Genomic DNA, 22,921 nt, shown 5'->3' on the forward strand with positions numbered 1-22,921 from the left:
GAAGCTGCTTCGCCAGGAGGGCGAATTCCGACCAGTTACCCCCAAGAGGCGACGGTCTTCCAGATCACAACATACGGAGTAACACAGCGAATGAAATCCGATCAGGTCAGGCAGGCGGGGAGCCTGGGCCTCTGGGAACGTACCCAGTGGCGGTCTTGCGCATCGATCATGGTTCTCGGGCTCGCCCTGGGGTTTGGCAGCGCGGCGCAGGCCGAGCCTGTGGCGGTGAACATTCCCGCCAGCTCACTGAATGACGCGCTCACTGCCCTGGCCCGGCAGACCGGCCTGCAGTTGCTGTTCGAGCCAAACCTGGTCAGCGGCAAGCGTTCCACGGCGGTGGCGGGGACGATGGAGCCGGGCCAGGCCCTGGACCTGCTGTTGATCAATGCAGGGCTGACCTATCGGATCGACAATGGCACGGTGATCATCAATGCCACCCGTACCGACCTCGGTACTTCGGGGGCGGCCATCGAACTGGACGCCACCAGCATCTCCGGCCAAGGCATGGGCGAGGCCACGGAGAACTCGGGTTCGTACACCACCGGCCTGGTCTCGGTGGGTTCGAAAACGCCGGTCAGCCTCAAGGACACCCCGCAGACTGTCTCGATCGTCAGCAAGAAGCTGATCGACGACACGCGCAGCACCAGCCTCGCCGATGCGATGAAGCGTGCGCCGGGTATCACGCTGCGCAATGCCAACTACAACACCCAGGGCTTCTATTCGCGCGGCTTCGGCATCGACAACGTGCAGATCGATGGCGCGGCACCGATGGACATCGGCACCGGCGTCGGCACGTTCTACAGCGAGCGCCAGTACGACCTGGCGGCGTACGACCACGTCGAAATCCTGCGCGGCGCGAGCGGTCTGCTGGGCGGCACCGGTGACCCCGGTGGCATCGTCAACCTGGTGCGCAAGCGCCCCATGGGCCAGTACCAGCTCAAGTTCGAAGCCTCGGCAGGTTCGTGGGACAACTACCGTAGCGAAGTCGACGTGACCGGCCCGCTGGCCTTCGACGGCAGACTGCGTGGCCGCATGGTGGCGGCCTACACCGATCGCCACTACTTCCAGGATGTGCGCGCGACCGAACGGCCGTTCCTCTACGGTATCCTCGAAGCGGACATTACCGACGACACGATGCTGACCTTTGGCGGTAGCTACGACAAACAGAAGGAAACCGGCACCGGCGATGGTCTGCCGCGCTACTCAGGTGGCGGCGATGTGCACCTGCCTCGGCACACCTGGTACTCGACGGATAAAGCCTGGGCCGACAGCTACACCCGTGAGTGGTTTGCCAAGGTCGACCACCAGTTCAACGATGACTGGAAACTCAACACCTCCTACACCTACTCCTACAACGCCGCGACCACCGAGGGCATCAACCCCTATGGCTGGGTCGATGAAAACACCCAGCGTGGGACCTACTGGTGGGGCAGCTATGTCGGCAGCTTCAGCAAGCAGCAGGTGGTGGATGTCAACTTGTCTGGCGCATTCGATGCCTTCGGTCGGCGCCATGAAGTCCTGGTCGGTGCGGACTATCAGAAAGTCGACAGCCGCTGGCAGGCCGCACAAGGCATGCTCGGCAAGGGCGGCTACATCGACCTGTGGGACCCGAAAGCGTCGCCGCTGACCAGCGACGAGTCGAATCACGCGTTCTACCGTGACTACTCGCCAAACAGCCGTGTGCAGTACGGCCTCTACTCCACCTTGCGACTGCAACTGACCGATCCGTTGAAACTGGTCGTTGGCGCCCGAGCGCAGCGCTACAAGTTCGAGCAGGGATACTCCAAACGGAACCCCGATGGCAGCGGCGAATGGACTCAGAGCAGCAGCGACACCGTCTCCGACCGCCAGCCCACCACGCTGGTCCCGTACGGCGGGCTGATCTACGCGCTGAACGACCAGTGGTCGACCTACGTCAGTTACTCCGAGGTCTTCAAACCACAGTCGCAGAAGCTGAGCGGCCCTGAAGATTCGATGAGCTCCATCGAGCCGATGGTGGGCAAAAGCTATGAAACCGGCATCAAGGGCGAGCTGCTCGATGGCCGACTGAACGTCAACGCAGCGCTGTTCTACACCAAGCGAAAAAACCAGGCCGTGACCGATCCGACGTACCCAGACGCGCTGTTCAGCTACAGCGCCTCGTGCTGCTTCCTGGCCTCCGATCAGGTCACCAGCCGCGGTATCGACCTGGAAGCGACCGGCGAGATTGCACCTGGCTGGGAAGTGATGGCCGGTTACACCTACAACCAAGTGCGTAACGACACTGAAGAAACCCTTTACAGCAGCATCACGCCCAAGCACCTGTTCAAGGTGTGGAGCATGTACACCCTGCCAGGTGACTTCTCTGCATGGCGCGTGGGTGGGGGTGTCACCGCGCAAAGCGCGGCCTATGTGAATGGCACTGCCTACCGCACGGACCCGGTCACCGAGCAGGTGCTCGACAGCCGGTCCTACAAATTCAACCAGGCGGGCCATGCGGTGACTGACGCGATGGTCGAGTATCAGGTCAATGACAACTGGAGCGTGGCCCTCAATGGCAACAACCTGTTCGACCGCCGCTACTACTCCACCGTGTACAGCAGCGAGTACGGCAACTACTACGGCGAACCGCGCAACTTCATGCTGACCCTGCGCGGCACGTTCCACTGAGTCACCCCTTCACCTGCACAGACCAAAGGGCCGCATTGCGGCCCTTTTGCATGAAGGTGGCAGCGATCTGCGCCACGCTGGCGTGGCCCCTGCGTCGACACCTGATCGCGCTCGAACGCTCACTCTGGCAGGTACACCGCAGCCTGTAGAAGCGGCCGGTCTGGCGCTCCGCTCAGCAGCGATGGGCTGCAAAGCAGCCCCAACTGATTCGACTCGACTGGCTGGCTGGCATCGGTACAGCCCGCTCACGGGGATTCAACACACCGCGTTTCAGCCGCCCACACCGTGTGGACGGCTGAAGCGCTTACGGCAGTACCACTTCGGATTGCGGCAAGTGCTCCACCACGCTGTCGATGAACAGCGGATGGCGCAGGATGGCGTAGTGATCGGCCTCGATCAGCGCGTGCTGCACGCTGCCCGCGAAGGCCGCAGCCGTGCCCGGCGTCGCATCGCCCGCCCACCAGCAATGGCTGTGCGGCACGCAGCGCGGCATCTGCGCCAGGCGCAACGACAGCGCCTTGAGGCGCATGCCGGTGCGCAAGGTGCGCGCCAGTTCGTCGGAGCGCATTTCACTCCACTCACCCTCATGCAGCCCCTGACGCGCCTGCTCGATCACCTGTTCCAGCCTGTCCAGCTCATCCCCGGCATTGACCTGTACCGCCGGCACGTCCTGCAGGGGTACGCCCAGCACCACGCAGAGCAGCGCCCGCAAGTCGTCGGACCAGTCCTGGTCGGTGACCGGCTCGGCGTGTTCGGGCGGCACGAAACTGTCCACCAGCGCGGCGAATGCCACGCGCTGGCCCTGGCCGATCAGCTCCTGAGCCACCAGCGACACCAGCGGCCCGCCCAGCGACCACCCGAGCAAGTGGTAAGGCCCTTGCGGCTGTTTCTGGCGAATGTACTGGGTGTAGTCGATGGCCATCGCTTCCAGGGATTCGTCCTGCCACAGGTCATCGAGCAACATGCGGCATTGCAGGCCATAGACGCTGCAGCGGCCATCCAGGCGGCGGGCCAGCGCGTCATAGTCGAACACCGTGCCGAACCCGGCGTGCAAACAGAACAACGGCGTGCTGCCCTGCACCGCGCTATTGAGCAACAGCAGCGGGTCGAGGCTGCGCTCTGGTGCGGCGTAACCCGATAGCTCGGCGATGGTCGGCTTGCTCATCAAATCGCGCAGCTTGAGTTGCAGGCCCAGTTCGGGCTGGTTGCGTACCTTCGACAGCACCTTGAGCACGCGCAGCGAATCGCCGCCGAGTTCGAAGAAACTGTCGGTCACGCCGACCTGTTCGAGTTCCAGCACCTCCTCCCAGATGCGCGCCAGGCCCGCTTCCAGTGCCGTGCGCGGGGCCACGAATTCGCGGCTTTTGAAGTCGGGTGCGGGCAGCGCCAAGCGGTCGACTTTACCGTTGGGGTTGAGCGGCAGGCGCGCCAGCACCTGGATCTGCGCCGGCACCATGTAGTCCGGCAGCTCCGCGCGCAGGGCATCGCGCAGGCTGGTCGCCCGTGGCGGCTGGGCAGCGGCGGCCACGTAACCGATCAACTGCTTGCCGCTGTGCGTACTGTGGGCGACCACCACGGCGTCCTGCACACCGGGCAAGGCGCGCAGGCGGGCTTCGACCTCGCCCAGTTCAATGCGGAAACCACGAATCTTTACCTGGTTGTCCAGCCGCCCCAGGTAGTCAAAGACACCCTCGGCGCGCTGGCGCACCAGATCGCCCGTGCGGTACAGACGCCCGCCTTCGGCGAACGGATCGGCCACGAAGCGCTCAGCGCTCAGCCCCGGGCGTTGATGGTATCCACGTGCCAAGCCTGCCGCGCCGATGTACAGCTCACCGGCAACGCCGATCGGCAGCGGGTTCAAGGCCTCGTCCAGGACATACAGCGTGCGCTCGCCGACACGGCTGCCAATGGGGGCGTACACCGCCTCACAGCGACCGCTGGCGGCCACTTTCCACAACAGCGGCGTGACCACCGTTTCGGTGGGGCCATAGCCATTGGTCAGCCACTGCGGCTTGAGCGCCTGTCTGACCAGCTCGAACGTGGCTTCGGCCACGGCATCGCCGCCAAAGCAGTAGATCGCGACCGGCGGCGGTGCCTGCTCCTGGGTCTGGGCGTACTCGCCCAGCTGTTGCAGGTACGCCGGTGGGAAGCAGGCGATGCTGATGCGGTGGGCGTGCAGGGCCTGCCAGGTTTCTTCCGGCGTCCACAGGCGGTTGTCACGCAGCACCAGTTGCCCGCCATGGGCGAGGGTGGTCAGCCAGCGTTCCTGCGCACCGTCGAAGGCGAACGACATGAACAGCAGTTCGCGGGTCTGCGGGCCCATGGCATAACGCTCGGCGATGGCCTGGCAATGCATGCGCAGCGGCTCGTTGGCCACCGCCACACCCTTGGGTTTACCGGTGGAACCCGAGGTGTAGATCAGGTAGGCAAGGTTGTCGCCGTGCACCCTGACTTCAGGGCAGCGATCGGGCAGGTGATCGACAGCCAGGTCGTCCAGTGCCTGCACCGCAACCGTGGCAGGCCACTGCAGAGTGCCTGCCACGCTGTGCTGGGTCAGCAACAGCGACATGCCCGAATCCTCGGCGATCCATTGCAGGCGCTCACTGGGGTAGTCGATGTCCAGCGGTACATAGGCCGCGCCGGTTTTCATGACCGCGTAGAAGGCCACGATCACCTCGACCGAGCGCTCCAGCGCCACACCGATACGCACCTCCGGCTTGGCGCCCAGGCCGATCAGGTGCTGGGCCAACTGGTTCGCCCGGCGTTCCAGTGCCGCCCAGGTCAGCGACTGCTCGGCGCAGGTCACGGCGACCCGCTCGCCGCCCAGCAGGGCGTGAGCACGGATTTGCTGCGCCAGCAGCGGCTGGGCAGCCGTGGCCTGGTTGAGGCGATTGCCTGCCGCCAACTGCTGCTGCCCGGCCCTGCTGAGCATTGGCAGTTCACCGATGCAGGCGTCTGGGGTGGCAAGCATGGCCGACAGCAGGCATTCGAAGCTGGCGATGATCAGCTGGACCGAGGCTTCGCTGAAGTGTTCGCGCAGGTAGAGGAACTCGATGTTCAGGCGCGAGCCCAGTTGCACCGCCAGGTCCATGGCGAAGTTGGTGACGTCGCGGCCCTCGCTCTGGCCGAAGCGCAATTGGCTGTCGCCGGCCTCTTGCAGGCGTTCATCGACCGGGTAGTTCTCGAACACGATGATGCTGTCGAACAACGCCTGCCCGGCACTGCCGGCCCAACGCTGGATGTCGGCCAGCGAGGCGTGCTCGTAATCGCGCACGTCGACGTTATAGGCCTGCAACTGTTGCAGCCACTGCCCCAGCGGCTGCTCCGGGCTCGGCTGCTGGATCACCGGCAGGGTGTTGATGAACAGGCCGAGCATGTCGTTGGCGTGGGGCAGGCTGGCCGGGCGGCCTGCCACGGTCGCGCCGAAGCAGACGCTGCGCTGGCCTGTGAAACGCTGCAACAGCAGCACCCAGGTGGCCTGAATCAGTGTGTTGGGGGTAATGCGCAAGCGTTGCGCCTGTTCCCGCAGCTGTTGGGTATGTGTGGTGTCCCAGTCCAGGTACAGCGCGCTGTGCCCTGGGCGCACGGCGCTGCTCGCTTGAGCCAGGCTGCTGGCGAGCATGGTGGGCGCTTCCAGCTCGGCCAAGCGTTCGCGCCAGAAGGTTTCCAGCGCGCCTTGGGGCTGCGCCTGCAGCCAGCGGATGTAATCGCGGTAGCGGCCGCGAATCGGGCTCGGCGGCTGGTTGTGGTAAGCCTCCAGCACTTCGCCGAGCAGGCGCGAGGTGCTCCAGCCGTCCACCAGCATGTGGTGGCTGGTCCAGATCAGTTGCAGCGGCAGGTCATCGCGCTCGACCAGGGTCAGGCGCATCAGCGGCGCGGCCAGCAGGTCGAACGGCTGGCGGGCATCGGCCTCGAGCAGCTCGCTCAGCGCCTGTGCGCTGTCGCCACGGCCGCGCCAGTCGAGCCGCACCACCGGCAGGGTGGCCTGGCGTTGAACGATCTGCAGCGGCTGGGCCAGGTGCTGCGCCGCCCAGAAACCGGTGCGCAGGATCTCGTGTCGCTGAATCACCTGCGCGAAGGCCGCCAGGAACGGCTCCACCTCCAGGCCCTCGACCGGCACGCTCATCTGGTTGATGTACAGCCCGGCCTCACCGGCTTCCAGCGAATGGAACAACATCCCTTGCTGCATCGGTGACAACGGGTAGATATCTTCCACCTGGCCGACCGCCAGCGGCAGTTGCGCGAGGTGCGTCTGCGCCAGCCCGGCCAACGGAAAGTCAGAGGGGGTGAAGCCGCGCGGGCCGTGTGCGCAGCAGTGTTCGATCACGGCCAGCAACTCGGCCTGGAAGGCGTTGGCCAGGCGCTCGATGGTGGCGGTTTCGAACATCTCGTGGCTGAAGGTGAAGGTCAGGCTCAACTGGCTGTCGAACACTTGGCCGTTGATGCTCAGCCAGTTGTCCAGCGGCGCATCCAGGCTCTGCTCGTCGCCACTGCCTTCGCCCGAGGGGCTGAACAGTGCGCCGTCGTCGCCGTCGAAGCTGCCATCGAACTGGCCCAAGTAGTTGAAGGTGATGCGCGGGGTCGGCAATGCGGCCAGCACCGCGCGCTCGGCGGGGCTGCCCAGGTAGCGCAGCACACCATGGCCCAGGCCCTTGTGAGGCACCGCGCGCAGCTGTTCCTTGACCGCCTGGATAGCGCTGCCCAGGTCGTCGCCCGGCACCAGGGCCAGGGGATACAGGCTGGTGAACCACCCCACGGTGCGGGTCAGGTCGAGGTTGTCGAAGAGGCTGTCGCGGCCGTGGCCTTCGAGTTGAATCAGCACCTTGGGCTGCGCGGTCCAACGCGACACTACGCGGGCCAGGGCGGTGAGCAGCAGGTCGTTGATCTGGGTGCGGTAGGCGCTGCCGGCCTGCTGCAGCAAGCGGCGGGTATCCGCGGCTTGCAGGCCGATGCGCACGTGGCTGGCCTGGCGGTTCTGCAGGCGCCCGCCACGCTGATCGCAGGGCAGCTCGACGGGGGCGTCGTGCAACTGCCGGCGCCAGTAGTCCAGCTCTTGAACCAGAGCGCCCTCGCCAGCCCACTGCTGCAGGCGCAGGCTCCAGTCGGCCAGGGAATTCGTGCGCGCCGGTAGCCGCAGCGCCTGGCCGTCATGTCGCTGTTCATAGGCCTGTTGCAGGTCATCGAAGAGGATGCGCCAGGACACGCCGTCGACCACCAGGTGATGCACGACCAGCAATACCCGCTGGCTGTCGTCTTCGAGGGTCAGCAACACAGCACGCAATAGCGGCCCGCGGGCGAGGTCGAGGCTGCGCTGGGTCTGGTTGGCCAGCTCAGGCAGGTCGTGCAACGCAATCGCACGTTGTTGCAGCACCGGCTGTGTGGCCCAGCTGGCCTGAACGTCGGCGATCTCGGTGTAGTGGCCTTGCCAGTCAACGCCAGGCGTTTGCTCGAAGCGCAGGCGCAGCGCATCGTGCTGTATCAGCAGCGCCTGCAACGCCTGTTCCAGCCGCCCGGCGTCGATAGGCTGGGTGGGGCGCAACAGCACCGACTGGTTCCAGTGGTGGCGCTCGACGCTGACCTCTTCGAAGAATGCCTGCTGGATGGGCAGCAGTGTCAGCACGCCGCGGGCAGGCGGGTGTTCGACCTGCCTGTGGCCGTCGCTGTCTTGCGCCACGGCCGCCAGTTCACGAATGCTCTGGTGCAGGAACAGCTCGCGAGGGGTGAACTGAATACCGGCCTGGCGGGCACGGCTGACCACCTGAATGGAGATGATCGAATCGCCGCCCAGCTCGAAGAAGTTGTCATCCAGACCGATGTCCTGGCGTTTGAGCACGCCTTCCCAGATCGCCGCGATGCGCCGTTGCATGGCGCTGCTCGGGGCTTGGCCGGCGCTCTGTTGGGCACTGTGCTGCGGCGCGGGCAGGGCCTTGCGGTCGACCTTGCCGTTGGGGCTCAGTGGCAGGGCGGGGAGAAACTCGAACAGTGCCGGCACCATGTAGTCCGGCAGCCCTTGGCGCAGGTCGGTTTTCAGCGCCCCGCGCAACACTGCCGCGTCGGCGGCAGCGTTGGCGGGTGCCACGTAAGCGACCAATTGGTGGCTGTGGCCGTGTCGATGAGCCACCACCACGCAGTCGCTGACGGCGGGTAAGGCCAGCAGCCGGCTTTCGATCTCGCCCAGCTCCACCCGCAGGCCACGGATCTTGACCTGATGATCGGTGCGCCCGACGTACTCGATATTACCGTCGGCGCGGTAACGCACCAGATCGCCTGTGCGGTACAGGCGGCCGCCGTCGGCGAACGGGTCAGGCAGGAAACGTTCGGCGCTCAGTGCCGCCCGACCATGGTAGCCACGGGCGAGCAGGGCGCCGCCGATCATCAGCTCACCGATCACCCCAACCGCGGCAGGCTGCCCGTGCGGGTCGAGGATGTACAGCGCACGGCCCGGCAGCGGCGTGCCGATCGGCACACTGCCGACGCGGCGTTGCAGGCCACGAACCTGGGGGCTGCAATCGAAGGTCGAGCAGGTCACGGTGGCTTCGGTCGGGCCGTAGGTGTTGATCAGCTCAATGTCCTGCAAGCCCGCCTCGGCCCAGGCGGCCAGGGTTTCTGCCGCCAGCGCTTCGCCGCCGGCATGCACGCGACGCAGCGGGGCCAAGGTGCAGGCGCCTGCACCGGCCTGGGCGAACTCGCGAGCCAGCATGCTGACGTAGGCCGTGGTCAGGTCTGCCATGGTGATGGCGTGTTCGCGCACGGCCGCCTGGAACGCCTCCGCGTCCCATAGCGTCTGCCCACGCAGCACCAGGGTCGCGCCGCAGGTCAGGGTGCCGAACATCTGTTCGACGAAACCGTCGAAGTTGATGGTCGAGAACTGCAGCACGCGGTCGTTGCGGTCGATGGCAAAGAAGCCTTGAGTGACCCGGCTGTGCTGGGTCAGCGCCCCCCGGTCGATGGCAACGCCCTTGGGCAGGCCGGTCGAGCCGGAGGTGAAGATGACGTAGGCCAGGTGCTCAGGCTGCGCCCTCTGCACAGGCGCATGAGTGGGCTGCGCCTGCCAGGCGCTGGGGTTGTCGAGCAGCAGGGTGTGGGTCTGCGCAGGCAACTCCAGGGTCGCCAGCACCTCAGCCTGAGTCAGCAGCAGGCCGATAGCGCTGGTCTGCATCATGTGCCGCAGGCGCTCGGCCGGGTAGGCCGGATCCAGCGGCACATAGGCGCCACCGGCTTTGAGAATCGCCAGCACGCCTACCACCATGTCGATGGAGCGCTGCACGGCGATGCCCACCAGTGTCTCGGGACCAACGCCCTGCGCGATCAGGTGATGGGCCAGGCGGTTGGCCTGGGTGTCCAGCTCGGCGTAAGACAACTGCGCCGCGTCGAGAATCACCGCCGGTTTGTCCGGCGCCAGCCGGGCCTGCTCGGCGATCAGCAGGGTCACGTCCGGCGCGCGCGGCAGGTCGTTGCCGACCCCGCTCCAGCGGTGCAGCAGGCACTCGCGCTCCTCGCCGGTGAGCAGCGACAGCTCGGCAATGCGCTGCTCTGGCGCCTGCACGATGGCTTCGAGTAGCGCAGTCCAGTGGCCTGCCATGCGCGCAATGGTGTCGGGTTCGAACAGGTCGGTGGCGTAGGTGAAGACGCTCAGCAGGCCGTGTTCGGTTTCGCAGGTGTCGAGGCTCAGGTCGCACTGCGCCGAACGGTTTTCCCAACTGATAGGCTGGACATCGAGCGCGCTGCTGGCTGCGGTGGGCGCGCCCCGAGGCGTCTCGCTCTGGCTGTTGAACATCACCTGGAACAACGGGTTGTAAGCCAGGTTGCGTTGCGGCTGCAGCGCCTCGACCAGTTGCTCGAAAGGCAGGTCCTGGTTGGCCTGCGCGTCCAGCGCATGCTGGCGCACTTGCCCCAGCAGGGTGCTGAAGCTGGCCTGGGCATCGATGTCGGCCTTGAGCACCTGGGTGTTGACGAAGAAACCGATCAGCCGCTCGACTTCCAGGCGGTTGCGGTTGGCAATGGGCACGCCGACGCGGATATCGGCCTTGCCGCTGTACAGGTGCAGCAAGGTCTGGAAGGCCGCCAGGAGCACCATGAACGGGGTGGCGCCATGGGCGCTGGCCAGGCGGTTCAGGCGCTGGCGCAGCGCATCGTCGAGCAGTACCGAATGGCTGGCGCCGCGCGCGCTTTGCTGCGCCGGACGCGGGTGATCGCCAGGCAGTTCCAGCACGTAGTCGTCCGGGCCCAGGTGCGCACACCAGTAGGCCAGCTGCCGTTGGCGTTCGCCGGCTTGCATGCGCTGGCGCTGCCAGCTGGCGTAGTCCACATACTGAATGGGCAGGGCCGGCAATTGCGCGTCCTGGCCCGTGCTGGCGGCGCTGTACAGCGCCACCAGCTCATCGACCATCACCTGCATGGACCAACCGTCTGAAACGATATGGTGCTGGGTCACCAGCAGCACGTGGTCGTCGGCGGCCACGCGCAGCAGGCCGACGCGCATCAGCGGCCCGGTGCGCAGGTCGAACGGGCGTTGCGACTCGGCCTGCACGTACTCGCGCACGTACGCCTCAGGCGCCTGGTCTGCTGGCACCTGGGCCATTTCGATGCGCACCGGCGTGGCGGCCTCGATCAACTGCAAGGCGCCGTGCTCGGTCTCCAGCAGGCGTGTTCGCAGGCTTTCGTGGCGCTCGATCAGGGCATCGAAGGCCTGCTGCAACGCGGGCTGGTTCAGCGGGCCGCGCAGGCGCAGGGCCTGGGGAATGTTGTAGGCGGCGCTGTCAGGCTCCAGTTGCCAGAGGAACCACTGTCGTTCCTGGGCGTAGGACAACGCCAGCGCGCCATCGCGGGCCACCGGGGCAATCGGCGCCAGGGTTTGTGGGGCCTCTGCGACCAGGGCTTGGGCAAAGGCGCCCAGCGTGCTGTGCTCGAACAGCACCCGCAGCGGCACTTCCAGGCCGAGGTTGCGCCGCGCGCGGCTGGTCACCTGGGTGGCCAGCAGCGAGTGCCCGCCGAGCTGGAAGAAGTCGTCGTCCAGGCCCACCTGCTCGAGCTGCAGCACCTCTTGCCAGATCGTGGCCAGTGCCTGTTCGAGGGCAGTGTGCGCAGCGCGATAGTGCTGCTGCACCAGGGCGAGGTCCACCGCCGGCAACGCCTTGCGGTCGAGCTTGCCGTTACTGGTCAGCGGCAATGCCTCCAGCACCAGCACATGCGCCGGCACCATGTAGTCGGGCAACGAGGCCTTGAGCTGGTGTTTCAGCTCGGCCACGTCCAGCGGCTCGCCGTCGGCCACCACATAGGCCACCAGTTGCGCGCCGCTGGGCCCTGGCAGGGCCAGCACCACGGCGTCGCGGATGCCGTCCAGCGCTTGCAGGCGGGCTTCGACTTCGCCCAGCTCGATGCGAAAGCCGCGGATCTTCACTTGCTGGTCGAGGCGGCCGATGTACTCGACCACGCCATCGGCGCCGAAGCGCGCCAGGTCGCCGGTGCGGTACAGGCGCCCGCCCGCGGCATCGAACGGGTTGGGGATGAAGCGCGAGGCGGTCAGGTCGGCGCGGTTCAGGTAGCCGCGCGCCAGGCCCGCACGGCCCACGTACAGCTCACCGACGCAGTTGCGCGGCACCGGGTTGAGCTGCTCGTCGAGCAGGTACTGGCTCAAGTCGGCGATCGGTTCGCCGATCGGGCTCAGGCCCGGCCGTTCCAGGTCGCTGCGTGACAGCGGCCGGTAGGTGACGTGCACGGTGGTTTCGGTGATGCCGTACATGTTCACCAGTTGCGGCGCGCGGTCGCCGAAACGCTCGAACCACGGCGCGAGGCTGCCGACATCCAGCGCTTCGCCGCCGAAGATCACATAGCGCAGGTGGCTGAGCGGCGCGCTGGCGGGCGCTGCGCAGGCCACGTGCATCAGTTGGCGGAAGGCCGATGGCGTCTGGTTGAGCACGCTGACGCCTTCGGCCACAAGCAGTGCATGGAAGTCTTCCGGCGAGCGCGTCACCGCCTGCGGCACGATCACCAGACGCCCGCCGTACAACAGCGCGCCGAAGAGCTCCCAGACCGAAAAGTCGAAGGCGTAGGAGTGGAACAGGGTCCACACGTCCTGATGGTCGAAGTGGAACCATGGCGCGGTGGCGTCGAACAGGCGCAGCACGTTGCGCTGGCTGAGCAGGGTGCCCTTGGGCAGCCCGGTGGAGCCTGAGGTGTAGATGACGTAGGCGAGGTTGTCGGGAGAGACCACGACCCCTGGGTTGTGCGCGGGCAGCTCGGCGCCGGCCGCGTCCACGGCGCAGGTCGCCAGGCCCTCGGGCAGCGTCAGGCGCGCCAGCACCTCAGGCTGGCCGAGCAGCAGCGCCACGGCGCTGTCCTCGAGGATGTAGACCAGGCGCTCGGCCGGCACGTGCGGGTCGAGCGGCACGTAGGCGCCGCCGGCCTTGAGCACGGCCAGGACCGCCACCAGCATGTCGAAGGAGCGCTCGCAGGCCAGGCCGACCAAGCGCTCGGCACCCACGCCCTGGGCGATCAGGTGATGGGCCAGGCGGTTGGCGCGGCGGTTGAGCTGGTCGTAGCTCAGGTGTTCGCCGTTGCAGGTCAGGGCGATGGCCTCGGGGCGCCGCGCGGCCTGGCGCTCGATCAACAGGTGCAGGCACTGCTCGACCTCGACCTGGCGCGGCGCCGGGTTCCATTGGGCCAGGGTGTGCTGGTAGTCCTCGGCGTCCAGCAGGGCCAGCTCACCGACCCGTTGCTGTGGGTCGCGCACGATGCTGCGCAGCAGGTTGCGCCAGTGCGCCGCGAGGCGCTCGGCATCGGCGGCGTCGAACAGGTCGGTGGCGTAGATCAGCGTGGCGCGCAGGCCGTCAGCGGACTCGAAGGTGTTGAGCGCCAGGTCGAACTGGGCGGTCTGGCTGCTCCATTCGATGGCCTCGACACGCAAACCCTGGGCCGCGACGCTGCCTTGGCCGGCCTGCGCCGGGTCGGCAGCGAGGTGGTTGTAGACCACCTGGAACAGCGGGTTGTGGCTGAGCGTGCGGGCCAGTTGCAGGGCATCGACCAGTTGCTCGAAGGGCAAGTCCTGGTGCGCCTGCGCGCCCAGGGCACGCTGCTTGACCTGCTCGACCAGCGTGCTGAACGGTTGCTGCCCGTCGATCTGCGCCCGCAGCACCTGGGTGTTGACGAAGAAGCCGATCAGGCCCTCGGTTTCGACGCGGTTGCGGTTGGCGATGGGCACGCCCACGCGGATGTCGTTTTGCCCAGAACTGCGTTGCAGCAACACCTGGAACGAGGCCAGCAAGAGCATGAACAGCGTCACGCCGTGTTGTTGCGCCAGGGCCTTGAGCGACTGGCCGAGGGCCGCCGGCAGGTCCACCTCCAGCCGCGCGCCATGGCCGTCACGCTGCGCCGGGCGCGCACGGCTGGCCGGCAACTGCAGCACGGGCTGTTCATCACCCAGCTGTTCCAGCCAATACGCCAACTGCGCATCGCGGCCGCCGGCTTCCATCCAGTGCCGCTGCCACAGGGCGTAGTCGGCATATTGAATCGGCAAGGCCGGCAGCGCCGCGCCACCGGCATAGCCGGCGATCAGCTCACGCACCATCACCTGCATCGACCAGGCATCGGAAACGATGTGGTGCTGCACCAGCAGCAACACGTGCTCGTCAGCGGCCAGGCGCAGCAGACGCACGCGCAGCAAAGGTGGGTTGGGCAGGTCGAAGGGCTCGGCGATGCAGGCGCCGATGTAGGCCTGCAAACGCGCTTCGACAGTGCCCGGACCCAGCGGTAGGGCCTGCTGCTGGATGACGATGCGCGCATCCGGCTCGACCACCTGGCAGCGCACCCCCTCGATGTCGACGAAGCGCGTGCGCAGGCTGTCGTGCCGCGCCAGCAGCGCATCGAAGCTGGCCTGCAAGGCGTCGACGTCCAGGGCGCCATGCAGGCGCAGCGCGGTTGGCAGATGGTAGGCGGCGCTGGTCGGGTCCAGCTCCCAGAGGAACCACTGGCGTTCCTGGGCGAACGACAACGGAATCTGCGCGAAGGCATCGCGCGTCACCGGGATCGGCAAGCGGGCCACGTTGATGCCCTTGCCGAGCATCTGCTGGTACAGGGTCTTGCGGGCGGCAGCGGGCAGTTTGACGAAACGTGCGATCAGCTCGGACAGGGCTTTGCTTTGCATCAGTGGGTCTCCAGCTCATCGAGCAGATCGAACAGGTCACTCAGTTCAGTTTCGGGGGTGGGTGCAGCCGCAGCCGGCAGGCGCCGAGTGAAGTCATCCAGGCTGGCGCTCTCGAACAGCAGCGCCAGCGGCGCCTCGATGGCCAGTTCGAGCTGAATGCGCGAAGTCACCTGGGTGGCCAGCAGCGAGTTACCGCCCAGGGCGAAGAAGTTGTCGTCCAGGCCCACGCGTTCGGTTTTCAGCACGGTCTGCCAGATCGCCGCCACGGCCTGTTGCAGTGCGCTCTGCGGGGCGCGGAAGCATTGTTCCGGGCCGCCCACATCGAGGCGGGCCAGGGCCTTGCGGTCGAGCTTGCCGTTGGCGTTGCGCGGCATCTGTTCCAGCACCTGATACAGCGCGGGGGTCATGTAGGCCGGCAGGCGCGTTTTCAGAAAATCGCGCAGCGCCTGCAGCGCGGCGGGGCCGGTTGCGTGCACGTCGGCCACGGTCATGAAGGCCACCAGGCGCTTGCCCAGGGCATGTTCAGCCACGATCACCGCCGCCTCACGGACGCCGTCGAACTGGCTGATCTGCGCCTCGATCTCGCCCAGCTCGATGCGGTAGCCGTTGACCTTCACCTGCTGATCGACGCGGCCCAGGTATTCCAGGGCGCCGTCGTCCTTGCGCCGGCGCGCCAGGTCGCCGGTCTTGTACAGGCGCTCGCCCGGCTGCAAGGCGAAGGGGTTGGGCACGAACACCGCCACGGTCTTTGCCGGGTCGGCGCAGTAGCCACGGCCCACGCCCACGCCGGCCACGCAGAGTTCGCCCACGGCGCCGTCGGGCACCGGGTCGAGGTAGTCGTCGAGCAGGTACAGGCGGTTGTTGTCGGTGGGGTAGCCGATGGGGATGCTGCTGCGCGCAGTGGCGGCGGAGTCGATGCGGTAGAAGGCCACATCATCGGAGCACTCGGCCGGGCCATAGGCGTTCACCAGGGGGATGGCTGGGTAGCGTCGCAGCCAACCGGCGGCGATTTCTGCCGGCAGCGCTTCGCCGGTGGGCAGCAGCCAGCGCAGGTCAGGCAGCGCGGCGTGCTGTTGGTCGAGCAGGGCCTGGATCAGCGCGGGGACGATTTCCAGTACGCTGACGCGCCGCTCGCGCACCTGGCGCAGCAGCTCGGTGGGGTGGCGCGACACGGCGTCCGGGAAGATGCGCACCTGGGCGCCGCACAGCAGCGCGGTGAGGAACTGCCACACCGAGATGTCGAACGACTGCGAGGCGGTCTGGGCAATGATGTCGCGCGCGTCCAGTTGCAGGTACGGCAGTTTGCTCAGCTGGTTGTTGAGCATGCCGGCCTGCTCGACCAGCACGCCTTTGGGCTGGCCGGTGGAGCCGGAGGTGAAGATCACGTAGGCCAGGCTGTTCGGCGCGCTGTACACGCCGGGACGCTGCGCGTGCTCGGCTTCGAGCGGCAGGTGCTCCCAGACCAGCAGGCGCACCCGGTGGCCGACGCCGGCCAGCACTTGCTCGGCGCGCGCGCGCTGGCTGGCGGTGCAGAGCAGGGCGGGGGTCTGGCTGCGCGCCAGAATGTCGATCAGGCGCTCGTCCGGGTGGCTGGGGTCGAGCGGCAGGTAACCGGCGCCGGCCTTGAAGGCGCCGACGATGCTGGCCAGCAGCTCCAGGCTGCGTTCGGCGAGCAAGGCGACCGGCTGATCCTGGTGCACACCGGCAGCGAGCAGCGCCTGGCCCACGCGGTTGGCCTGCTGGTCGAGGTCGCGGTAGCGCCATTGCACCTCGCCGCAGGCCGCCGCGATGGCCTCGCCGCAGCGGTCCACCTGGGCCTCGAACAGCTCGACGAACGAGCGGTCCAGGGCATGCGCCGCTTCGGTCTGGTTGTGTTGCAGGCTCCAGGCGCGCGGGTCGTCGGGGGTGTGCTGGGTCAGGCTGTGCAGGGGTTGCTGCAGGTGCGGGGGCAGGCTCACCAGGTAGGCCTGGAACTGCGCCAGCAGCGCATCCATCGTACTGCGCTCGAAATAACGGGTGTCGTACGACAGGTGCAGGCCCAGCTGTTCGCCGGGGTACACCACCACGGTGATCGGGTAGTTGGTGTGGGTGCGCGAAGACTCCGAGACCACGCCCATGTCCCGCGCATCGTTGCCGACCGAGGCATCGAGCGGCGCGTTCTCGAACACGAACAGGCTGTCGAACAGGGGCTGGCCCTTGGGCAGATCGCTGCAGGCCTGGATGCGCACCAGGGGCAGGTAGTCGTATTCGCGCAGCGAGACGTTGCTGTCGAGAATGCCGTGCAGCCAGTCCAGCGTGGTCACGGTGCGGTCCGGCGTGGGCAGTTGGATGCGCAGCGGCACGCTGTTGATGAACAGCCCCACGGTGTCTTGCATCTCGGGGATGTGCGCCGGGCGCCCGGACACGGTCACGCCGAAGACGATGTCATGGCTGCGGCTGTGCTGGTGCAGGGTCAGCGCCCAGGCCGCCTGAACGAAGGTGTTGACGGTCAGCCGGTGGCGGTTGGCGGCCTCCAGCAGCTGTGCGCTCTGCGCGGTGCTGAGCCAGGTGTAGTTGTCGTCGATGCGCGAGTGCGCGGCGCCGCCGACCTGCGGCCGGTCGGTGGGCAGCGCGGTGGCTTGTTCGACGCCGTTGAGCTGGGTGCGCCAGAAGTGTTCGGCGGCCTGTGGGTCCTGCGCCTGCAACCATTCGATGAACTGGCGAAAGCGATACGGCGTGCGCAACTGGCTCGGGCGTTGTTCGCGGGCGGCGTGGTACAGCTCGAAGAAGTCGGCCATCAGCAGCGAGCGGCACCAGGCGTCGATGAGGATGTGGTGGTTGCTCATCACGAAGCGGTGGCTGTGGTCGGCGAGTTTGATCAACTGGAAGCGAATCGGCGGTTCGCGGCTCAGGTCGAAGCCGGCCTCGCGCTCTTCGCGCAGCAGCGTCACGATGCGCGCCTCGGCCTGCTCCAGCGGCAGGTCGCTGAGGTCGAGCAGCGTGACCTGCACCGGGGTGTCGCGGTGGATCACCTGGAGCAGTTCGCCACCGGTGTTCCACAGGAACGAGGCGCGTACCGCCTCGTAACGCTGCACCACCTGCTGCCAGGCGGCGTCGAACAGCGCATAGTCGAGGGGTTCGCGAATGGTGTAGCACTCTTGCATGAAGTAGATGCCCGAGTGCTGCTCCAGCAGGGTATGCACCAGCAGCCCTTCCTGCATGGGCGACAGCGGAAAGATGTCGTCGATGTTGCGTGCCGGTATGGGCAGGGCATCGAGTTGCGCCTGGCTGAGTGGGGCGAGGGGGAAGTCCGACGGCGTGACGCCGAAGTGCTCGCCCTGCGCGCAATGCTCGATCACCTCGATCAGCGCGGCCTGGCAGTGCTGGGCCAGGGCCTCGATGTGTGCCGGTTCGAACATCTGCTGGCTGAAGGTCCAGGCCATGTTCAGACGCCCGTCGAACACCTGGCTGTTGACCGTCAGCCAGTTGCCCAGCGGCGCCTCGGCGTGCTTCTCGTCCCCGACCGGGTCTGCGCATGGGGCGAACAGCGGCGCATCGTCGTTGCCGAAGCTGGCGTCGAACTGCCCCAGATAATTGAAGGTGATGCGCGGGCTCGGCAGCGCCCGCAGGCTGGCCTGGACCTCGGCGCTGCCCAGATAACGCAGGGCACCGTAGCCCAAGCCGTTGTCGGGCACCGCGCGCAGTTGTTCCTTGATGGTCTTGATCGAGGCCGGCACATCGGCCTGGGGCGACAGGCGTACCGGGAACAGGCTGGTGAACCAGCCGACGGTGCGGGTCAGGTCGAGTTCATCGAACAGCGCTTCACGGCCATGCCCTTCAAGCTGCACCAGCACCTCGGGCAGGCCGCTCCAGCGCTGCACGGCGCGGGCCAGTGCGCTCAGCAGCAGGTCGTTGATGCGCGTGCGGTAGGCCGCAGGGGCCACGTGCAGCAGTTGCCGGGTGTGCTCCTGGGACAGTTGCACGCCGACCGTGTGGGCGTCGCGGGCCAGCAGTGAGGCGCCAGGGTTGGCGCCGGGCAGGTCAGGGTCCAGGCCATGCGCCTGCGCCTGCCAGTAGGCCAGCTCGGCGGCGGCCTGCGGACGTTGGGCGTACTGGCGCAGGCGCTCGCCCCACGCTTTGAAGGCGCTGGTCTTGGCCATCGGCTGCGGCGCCTGGCCGGCCTGCAACTGGCCATAGACCTGCTGCAGGTCGTCGAACAGGATGCGCCATGACACGCCATCGACCACCAGGTGGTGGATCACCAGCAGCAAGCGTTGGCTGCCATCGGCCAGGGTCATCAGCACGGCGCGCAGCAGCGGGCCATGGGCCAGGTCGAGGCTGCGCTGGGCCTGGTTGGCCAGCACCGTCTGCGCCTGGGTGTCAGCGACGTCGGCCTGCCAGAGCAGGCTGTCGTCACTGCGCAGCTCGGCATGCTCGGCGACCCAGCCCGCATCGCCTTGGGCAAAGCGCAGGCGCAGGGCGTCATGGTGGTCGATCAGGGCGGCCAGCGCCTGGCTGAGCAGCTCGGGGTTCAGCGCGGTGGCGGGCTTGAGCATCACCGACTGGTTCCACTGCCCGCGCTCGGGCAACGGCATGTCGAAGAACGCCTGCTGGATCGGCAGCAACGGCGCCGGGCCTGTGACCGGCCCTTGGTCCAGCACCTGGGCGTCATCGGCCAGGCTCGCCACCTGGGCCAGGGCCTGGATGGTCTGCTGGGTGAACAGGTCTTTTGGGGTGAAGTGGATGCCCGCCTGGCGCGCGCGGCTGACCACCTGGATCGACAGGATCGAGTCGCCGCCCAGTTCGAAGAAGTTGTCGTCGAGGCTGATCTGCGGGCGGTTCAGCGTGCTCTGCCAGATGGCGGCGATGCGCTGCTCCAGTGGGCTGCGCGGCGCGACGTAGCCACGCTGGCTGCCGTGTTGGTCGAGGGTCGGCAGGGCGCGGCGGTCGAGTTTGCCGTTGGCGGTCAGCGGCAGCGCGTCGAGCAACAGGAAGTGCGCCGGCAGCATGTAGTCGGGCAGCGTCTTCAGCAGGGCCTCGCGCAGGGCCTGGGCGCTGTGGGTCGCCGCCGGGGCGGTGTAGGCCACCAGTTGCAGGCCGTGGGCGCCGGGCTGGGCCAGCACGGCGGCTTCGCTGACACCCGGCTGGCGCAGCAGCTGGCTTTCGATCTCGCCCAGCTCGATGCGCAGGCCGCGGACCTTCACTTGATGGTCGAGGCGGCTGAGGTAGTCCAGTGCGCCATCGGCGCGGCGGCGGGTCAGGTCACCGCTGCGATACAGGCGCTGGCCACTGGCGCCAAACGGGTGCGGCACGAAACGTTCGGCGGTCAGGGCTGGGCGCTGGTGGTAGCCACGGGCCAGGCCGGCGCCGCCGAGGTACAGCTCACCCGGCGTGCCCTGTGGGCAGGGCTGCAGTTGGTCGTCGAGCACGTAGCCCTGGGCGTTGTCGATGGGGTGCCCGATCGGTGCAACGGCGCCATCGAGCGGGCCTTGCAGGTCATGGTAGCAACTGTCGATGGTGGCTTCGGTCGGGCCATACAGGTTGACCAGCCGCCCGGCGAAGCGCGCCTGCACCTGCGTGACCAGCTCGGCGCCCAGCGCTTCACCGCCCAGCAGCCACAGGCGCAGCCCGTTCAGTTGCGCAGCGTCGGCCTGGGGCAGCAACGCCTGCAACAGCGACGGCGCCATCTGCAGCACGCTGATGCCGTGCGCGTGCACCTCGTCCCACAGCCGCGACAGGTCCTCGCTCAGCGCCGGGCTGGCCAGGACCAGTTCGGCGCCCTGTTGCAGCGCCAGCCAGAACTCCCACACCGAGGCGTCGAAGCTGAACGCGGTTTTCTGCAAGACCCGGTCGCTCGGCTGCAGCTGCAAGGTACGTTGCATCCAGGCCATGTGGTTGATCAGGCCGGCGTGGCGAACCTGCACGCCTTTGGGCTGGCCGGTGGAGCCGGAGGTGTAGATGACGTAGGCCAGGTGCTCGGGGTCGGGGGTGCGCGCAGGCGCTGTGTGGTGTGGGTTGTCGAGGTGGGCCATTGCCAGTGGCTGGGTGCTGGCGGAAGCTGACAGGGGGTGGGTCTGGTCGGAGGCGATGGCCTGCGCAGAGGTTGCACGAGCCTCGGCGTTGAGTGCGCTGTCGGGGAACGCGCTGCGGCCAGTGGGCGTCTGCAGTGGATGGGCCTGAGCGGGCTCGGTGTGTTGCGTAGTCGCTGTGCGGGCGACGTCGTCGAGTTCGGTGATGGCGAGTGCCTCGACGCCGTCTGGCAACGGCAGTGCTTGAGCCTGCTCGGGCTGGCGCAGCAGCAGGGTGATGCCGCTGTCGCGGATCATGTAGTCGAGGCGTTCCGGCGGATAGCTGGGGTCCAGCGGCAGGTACGCGCCGCCGGCCTTGTGGATCGCCAGCAGGCCCACCACCAACGCCAGGCTGCGCGCCAGCGCCACGCCCACCAGCACGTCGGGGCCGACACCGTGTTCGATCAAGCGCTGCGCCAGGCGGTTGGCCCGGTGTTCCAGTTCGGCGTAGGTCAAGGTGGCTGCGGCGCAGCGCACGGCAATCCGTTCAGGGGTCAGCGCCGCCTGCGCGGCGATCTGCAGGTGTACCGCGGGCAGGGTGCTGTACGGCTGCGCGGCACCCTGGGCCGCCGCGAGGCACGCGCTGAGTGCGTGCTGCGGGTACATCGACAGCTCACCCAGGGCCTGCTGCGGGTTGGCCAGCAGCGCGTCGAGCAGGTTGCCAAAATGCCCCGCCAGGGCCGCGATGCGTTCGGCGCCGAACAGCGTGGCGTCGTAGTCGAAGCAGGCCTCGATGCTGCCCGGGCTGTAGAGCACGTCGAGCGACAGGTCGAACTTGGCCTGCTGCTGGCCCAGCGGCAGGAAATCCAGTGCCAGGTCGGCAAAGCGCAGGGGGCCGCTGTCATCGCTCGCCACGCGCCAGTTGAACAGGCTCTGGAACAGCGGGTTGGCCTGGGTGCTGCGTTGCAGCTGCAACTGTTCGAGCATCAGCTCGACCGGATGGTCAGCGTGTTCCAGGGTCGCCAGGGCGTGGCGGCGCACGCCGTGCAGGAAGTCCAGGGTGGTCTGGCTGGGGTCCAGGTGTGCACGGAAAATCTGGCTGCTGACGAAGTAGCCGACCAGCGCCTGGGTCTGCGCCTGGTTACGGCTGGCGTTGGGCACACCGACGGTAAAGTCGTCTTGCCCGGCGTAGCGGCCCAGCAGCAGCTGCCAGGCGCCCAGCAGCACGCCGAAGGGCGTCAGGCCGTGGCGTTGGCAGAAAGCATTGAGGCGCTCGACCTGCGCGCGCGGCAGCGGCATGCGATGGGTCGCGGCCACTGTCGGGCGATCGTCGTTGCGCGGATGCTCGGTAGGCAGTTGCAGCGGCGCCAGGGCGTCGCCGAGGTAGGTGCGCCAGTAGGCTGCTGCGGCGTCATGCCCTGGGCTGTGCGGGTAGTCCTCGCGCTGCCAGCGGGCGTAGTCGGCGTACTGGATCGCCGGGCGCTGCAGGGGTTGCCCCTGGTAGGCGCGGGCCAGGTCGTGCATGAGGATCGGGTTGGACCAGGCGTCGGACACGATGTGGTGCATGTTCAGCAACAGCACATGGCGCTGCGCGGGCAGCGCGATCAGGGTGGCGCGGATCAGCGGCGCCTGGCTCAGGTCGAAGGGCGTGCCGGCCTCAGTGACCATCAGCGTGTTCAGTTGCGTGTCGCGGGCGGCCTGGTCCAGGTGGCGCAGGTCTTGCTGTTGCAGGCTCAGGCGCGCGCTGGGGTCAACCACCTGCTGCGGCTGGCCGTCGACCTCGATGAAACGGGTGCGCAGGATGTCATGGCGCGCGATCACCTGTTGCAGCGCCTGCTGCAAGCGCTCGACGTGCAGTGGCCCATCGAGTTGCAGGGCGCGGGGCAGGTTGTAGGCCGAACTCTGCGGCGCGAACTGCTGCAGGAACCACAGCCGCTGCTGGGCGAAGGAGAGCGGCTGCGGCGCTTGCCCCGCGCCGGCCACGATGACCGGCGCCGGGCCGTGTTCGTCGGCCAGCAGCAGGGCCAGCAAGTCGTCGTCGGAAGGGGGAAGCTGTGCAGTGGTCATCGAGTTCGTCGCCGTCGGCCGGAATTGAGCAGTACCGAGGAAGACGAAGCACACGCAGGGGTATTTACACGCACAC

The 22,921-nt window shown here is 67.4% G+C and carries 3 protein-coding genes; 1 reads left to right on the top strand and 2 read right to left on the bottom strand.

Features of this window, described 5'->3' with window-relative positions:
• Positions 1–168: 168 nt before the first annotated feature.
• Positions 169–2,649, top strand: a complete 2,481-nt coding sequence (locus tag SJI00_RS16260) for a TonB-dependent siderophore receptor (protein ID WP_322462733.1) — start codon at positions 169–171, stop codon at positions 2,647–2,649.
• Positions 2,650–2,953: 304 nt separating this feature from the next.
• On the opposite strand, the gene SJI00_RS16265 is transcribed toward SJI00_RS16260, so the two are convergent.
• Both SJI00_RS16265 and SJI00_RS16270 read right to left on the bottom strand, forming a co-directional pair.
• Positions 2,954–14,791, bottom strand: coding sequence for a non-ribosomal peptide synthetase (locus tag SJI00_RS16265; RefSeq protein WP_322462734.1), 11,838 nt, complete (start codon positions 14,789–14,791; stop codon positions 2,954–2,956).
• On the bottom strand, positions 14,791–22,845 hold the full coding sequence (locus SJI00_RS16270) for a non-ribosomal peptide synthetase (RefSeq protein WP_322462735.1): 8,055 nt from the start codon (positions 22,843–22,845) through the stop codon (positions 14,791–14,793). Before SJI00_RS16270 ends, SJI00_RS16265 begins: the two co-directional genes overlap by 1 nt.
• Positions 22,846–22,921: the final 76 nt, after the last annotated feature.

Origin of the sequence: Pseudomonas gebzensis, from assembly GCF_034427815.1 — a bacterium.
In the GTDB taxonomy this organism is placed as follows: Bacteria; Pseudomonadota; Gammaproteobacteria; order Pseudomonadales; family Pseudomonadaceae; genus Aquipseudomonas.

What these genes read in the sequence shown, in the direction of transcription:
- SJI00_RS16265 (WP_322462734.1), bottom strand. Translation starts at nt 14,791, where the DNA reads ATGCAAAGCAAAGCCCTGTCCGAGCTGATCGCACGTTTCGTCAAACTG.
- SJI00_RS16260 (WP_322462733.1), top strand. Translation starts at nt 169, where the DNA reads ATGGTTCTCGGGCTCGCCCTGGGGTTTGGCAGCGCGGCGCAGGCCGAG.
- SJI00_RS16270 (WP_322462735.1), bottom strand. Translation starts at nt 22,845, where the DNA reads ATGACCACTGCACAGCTTCCCCCTTCCGACGACGACTTGCTGGCCCTG.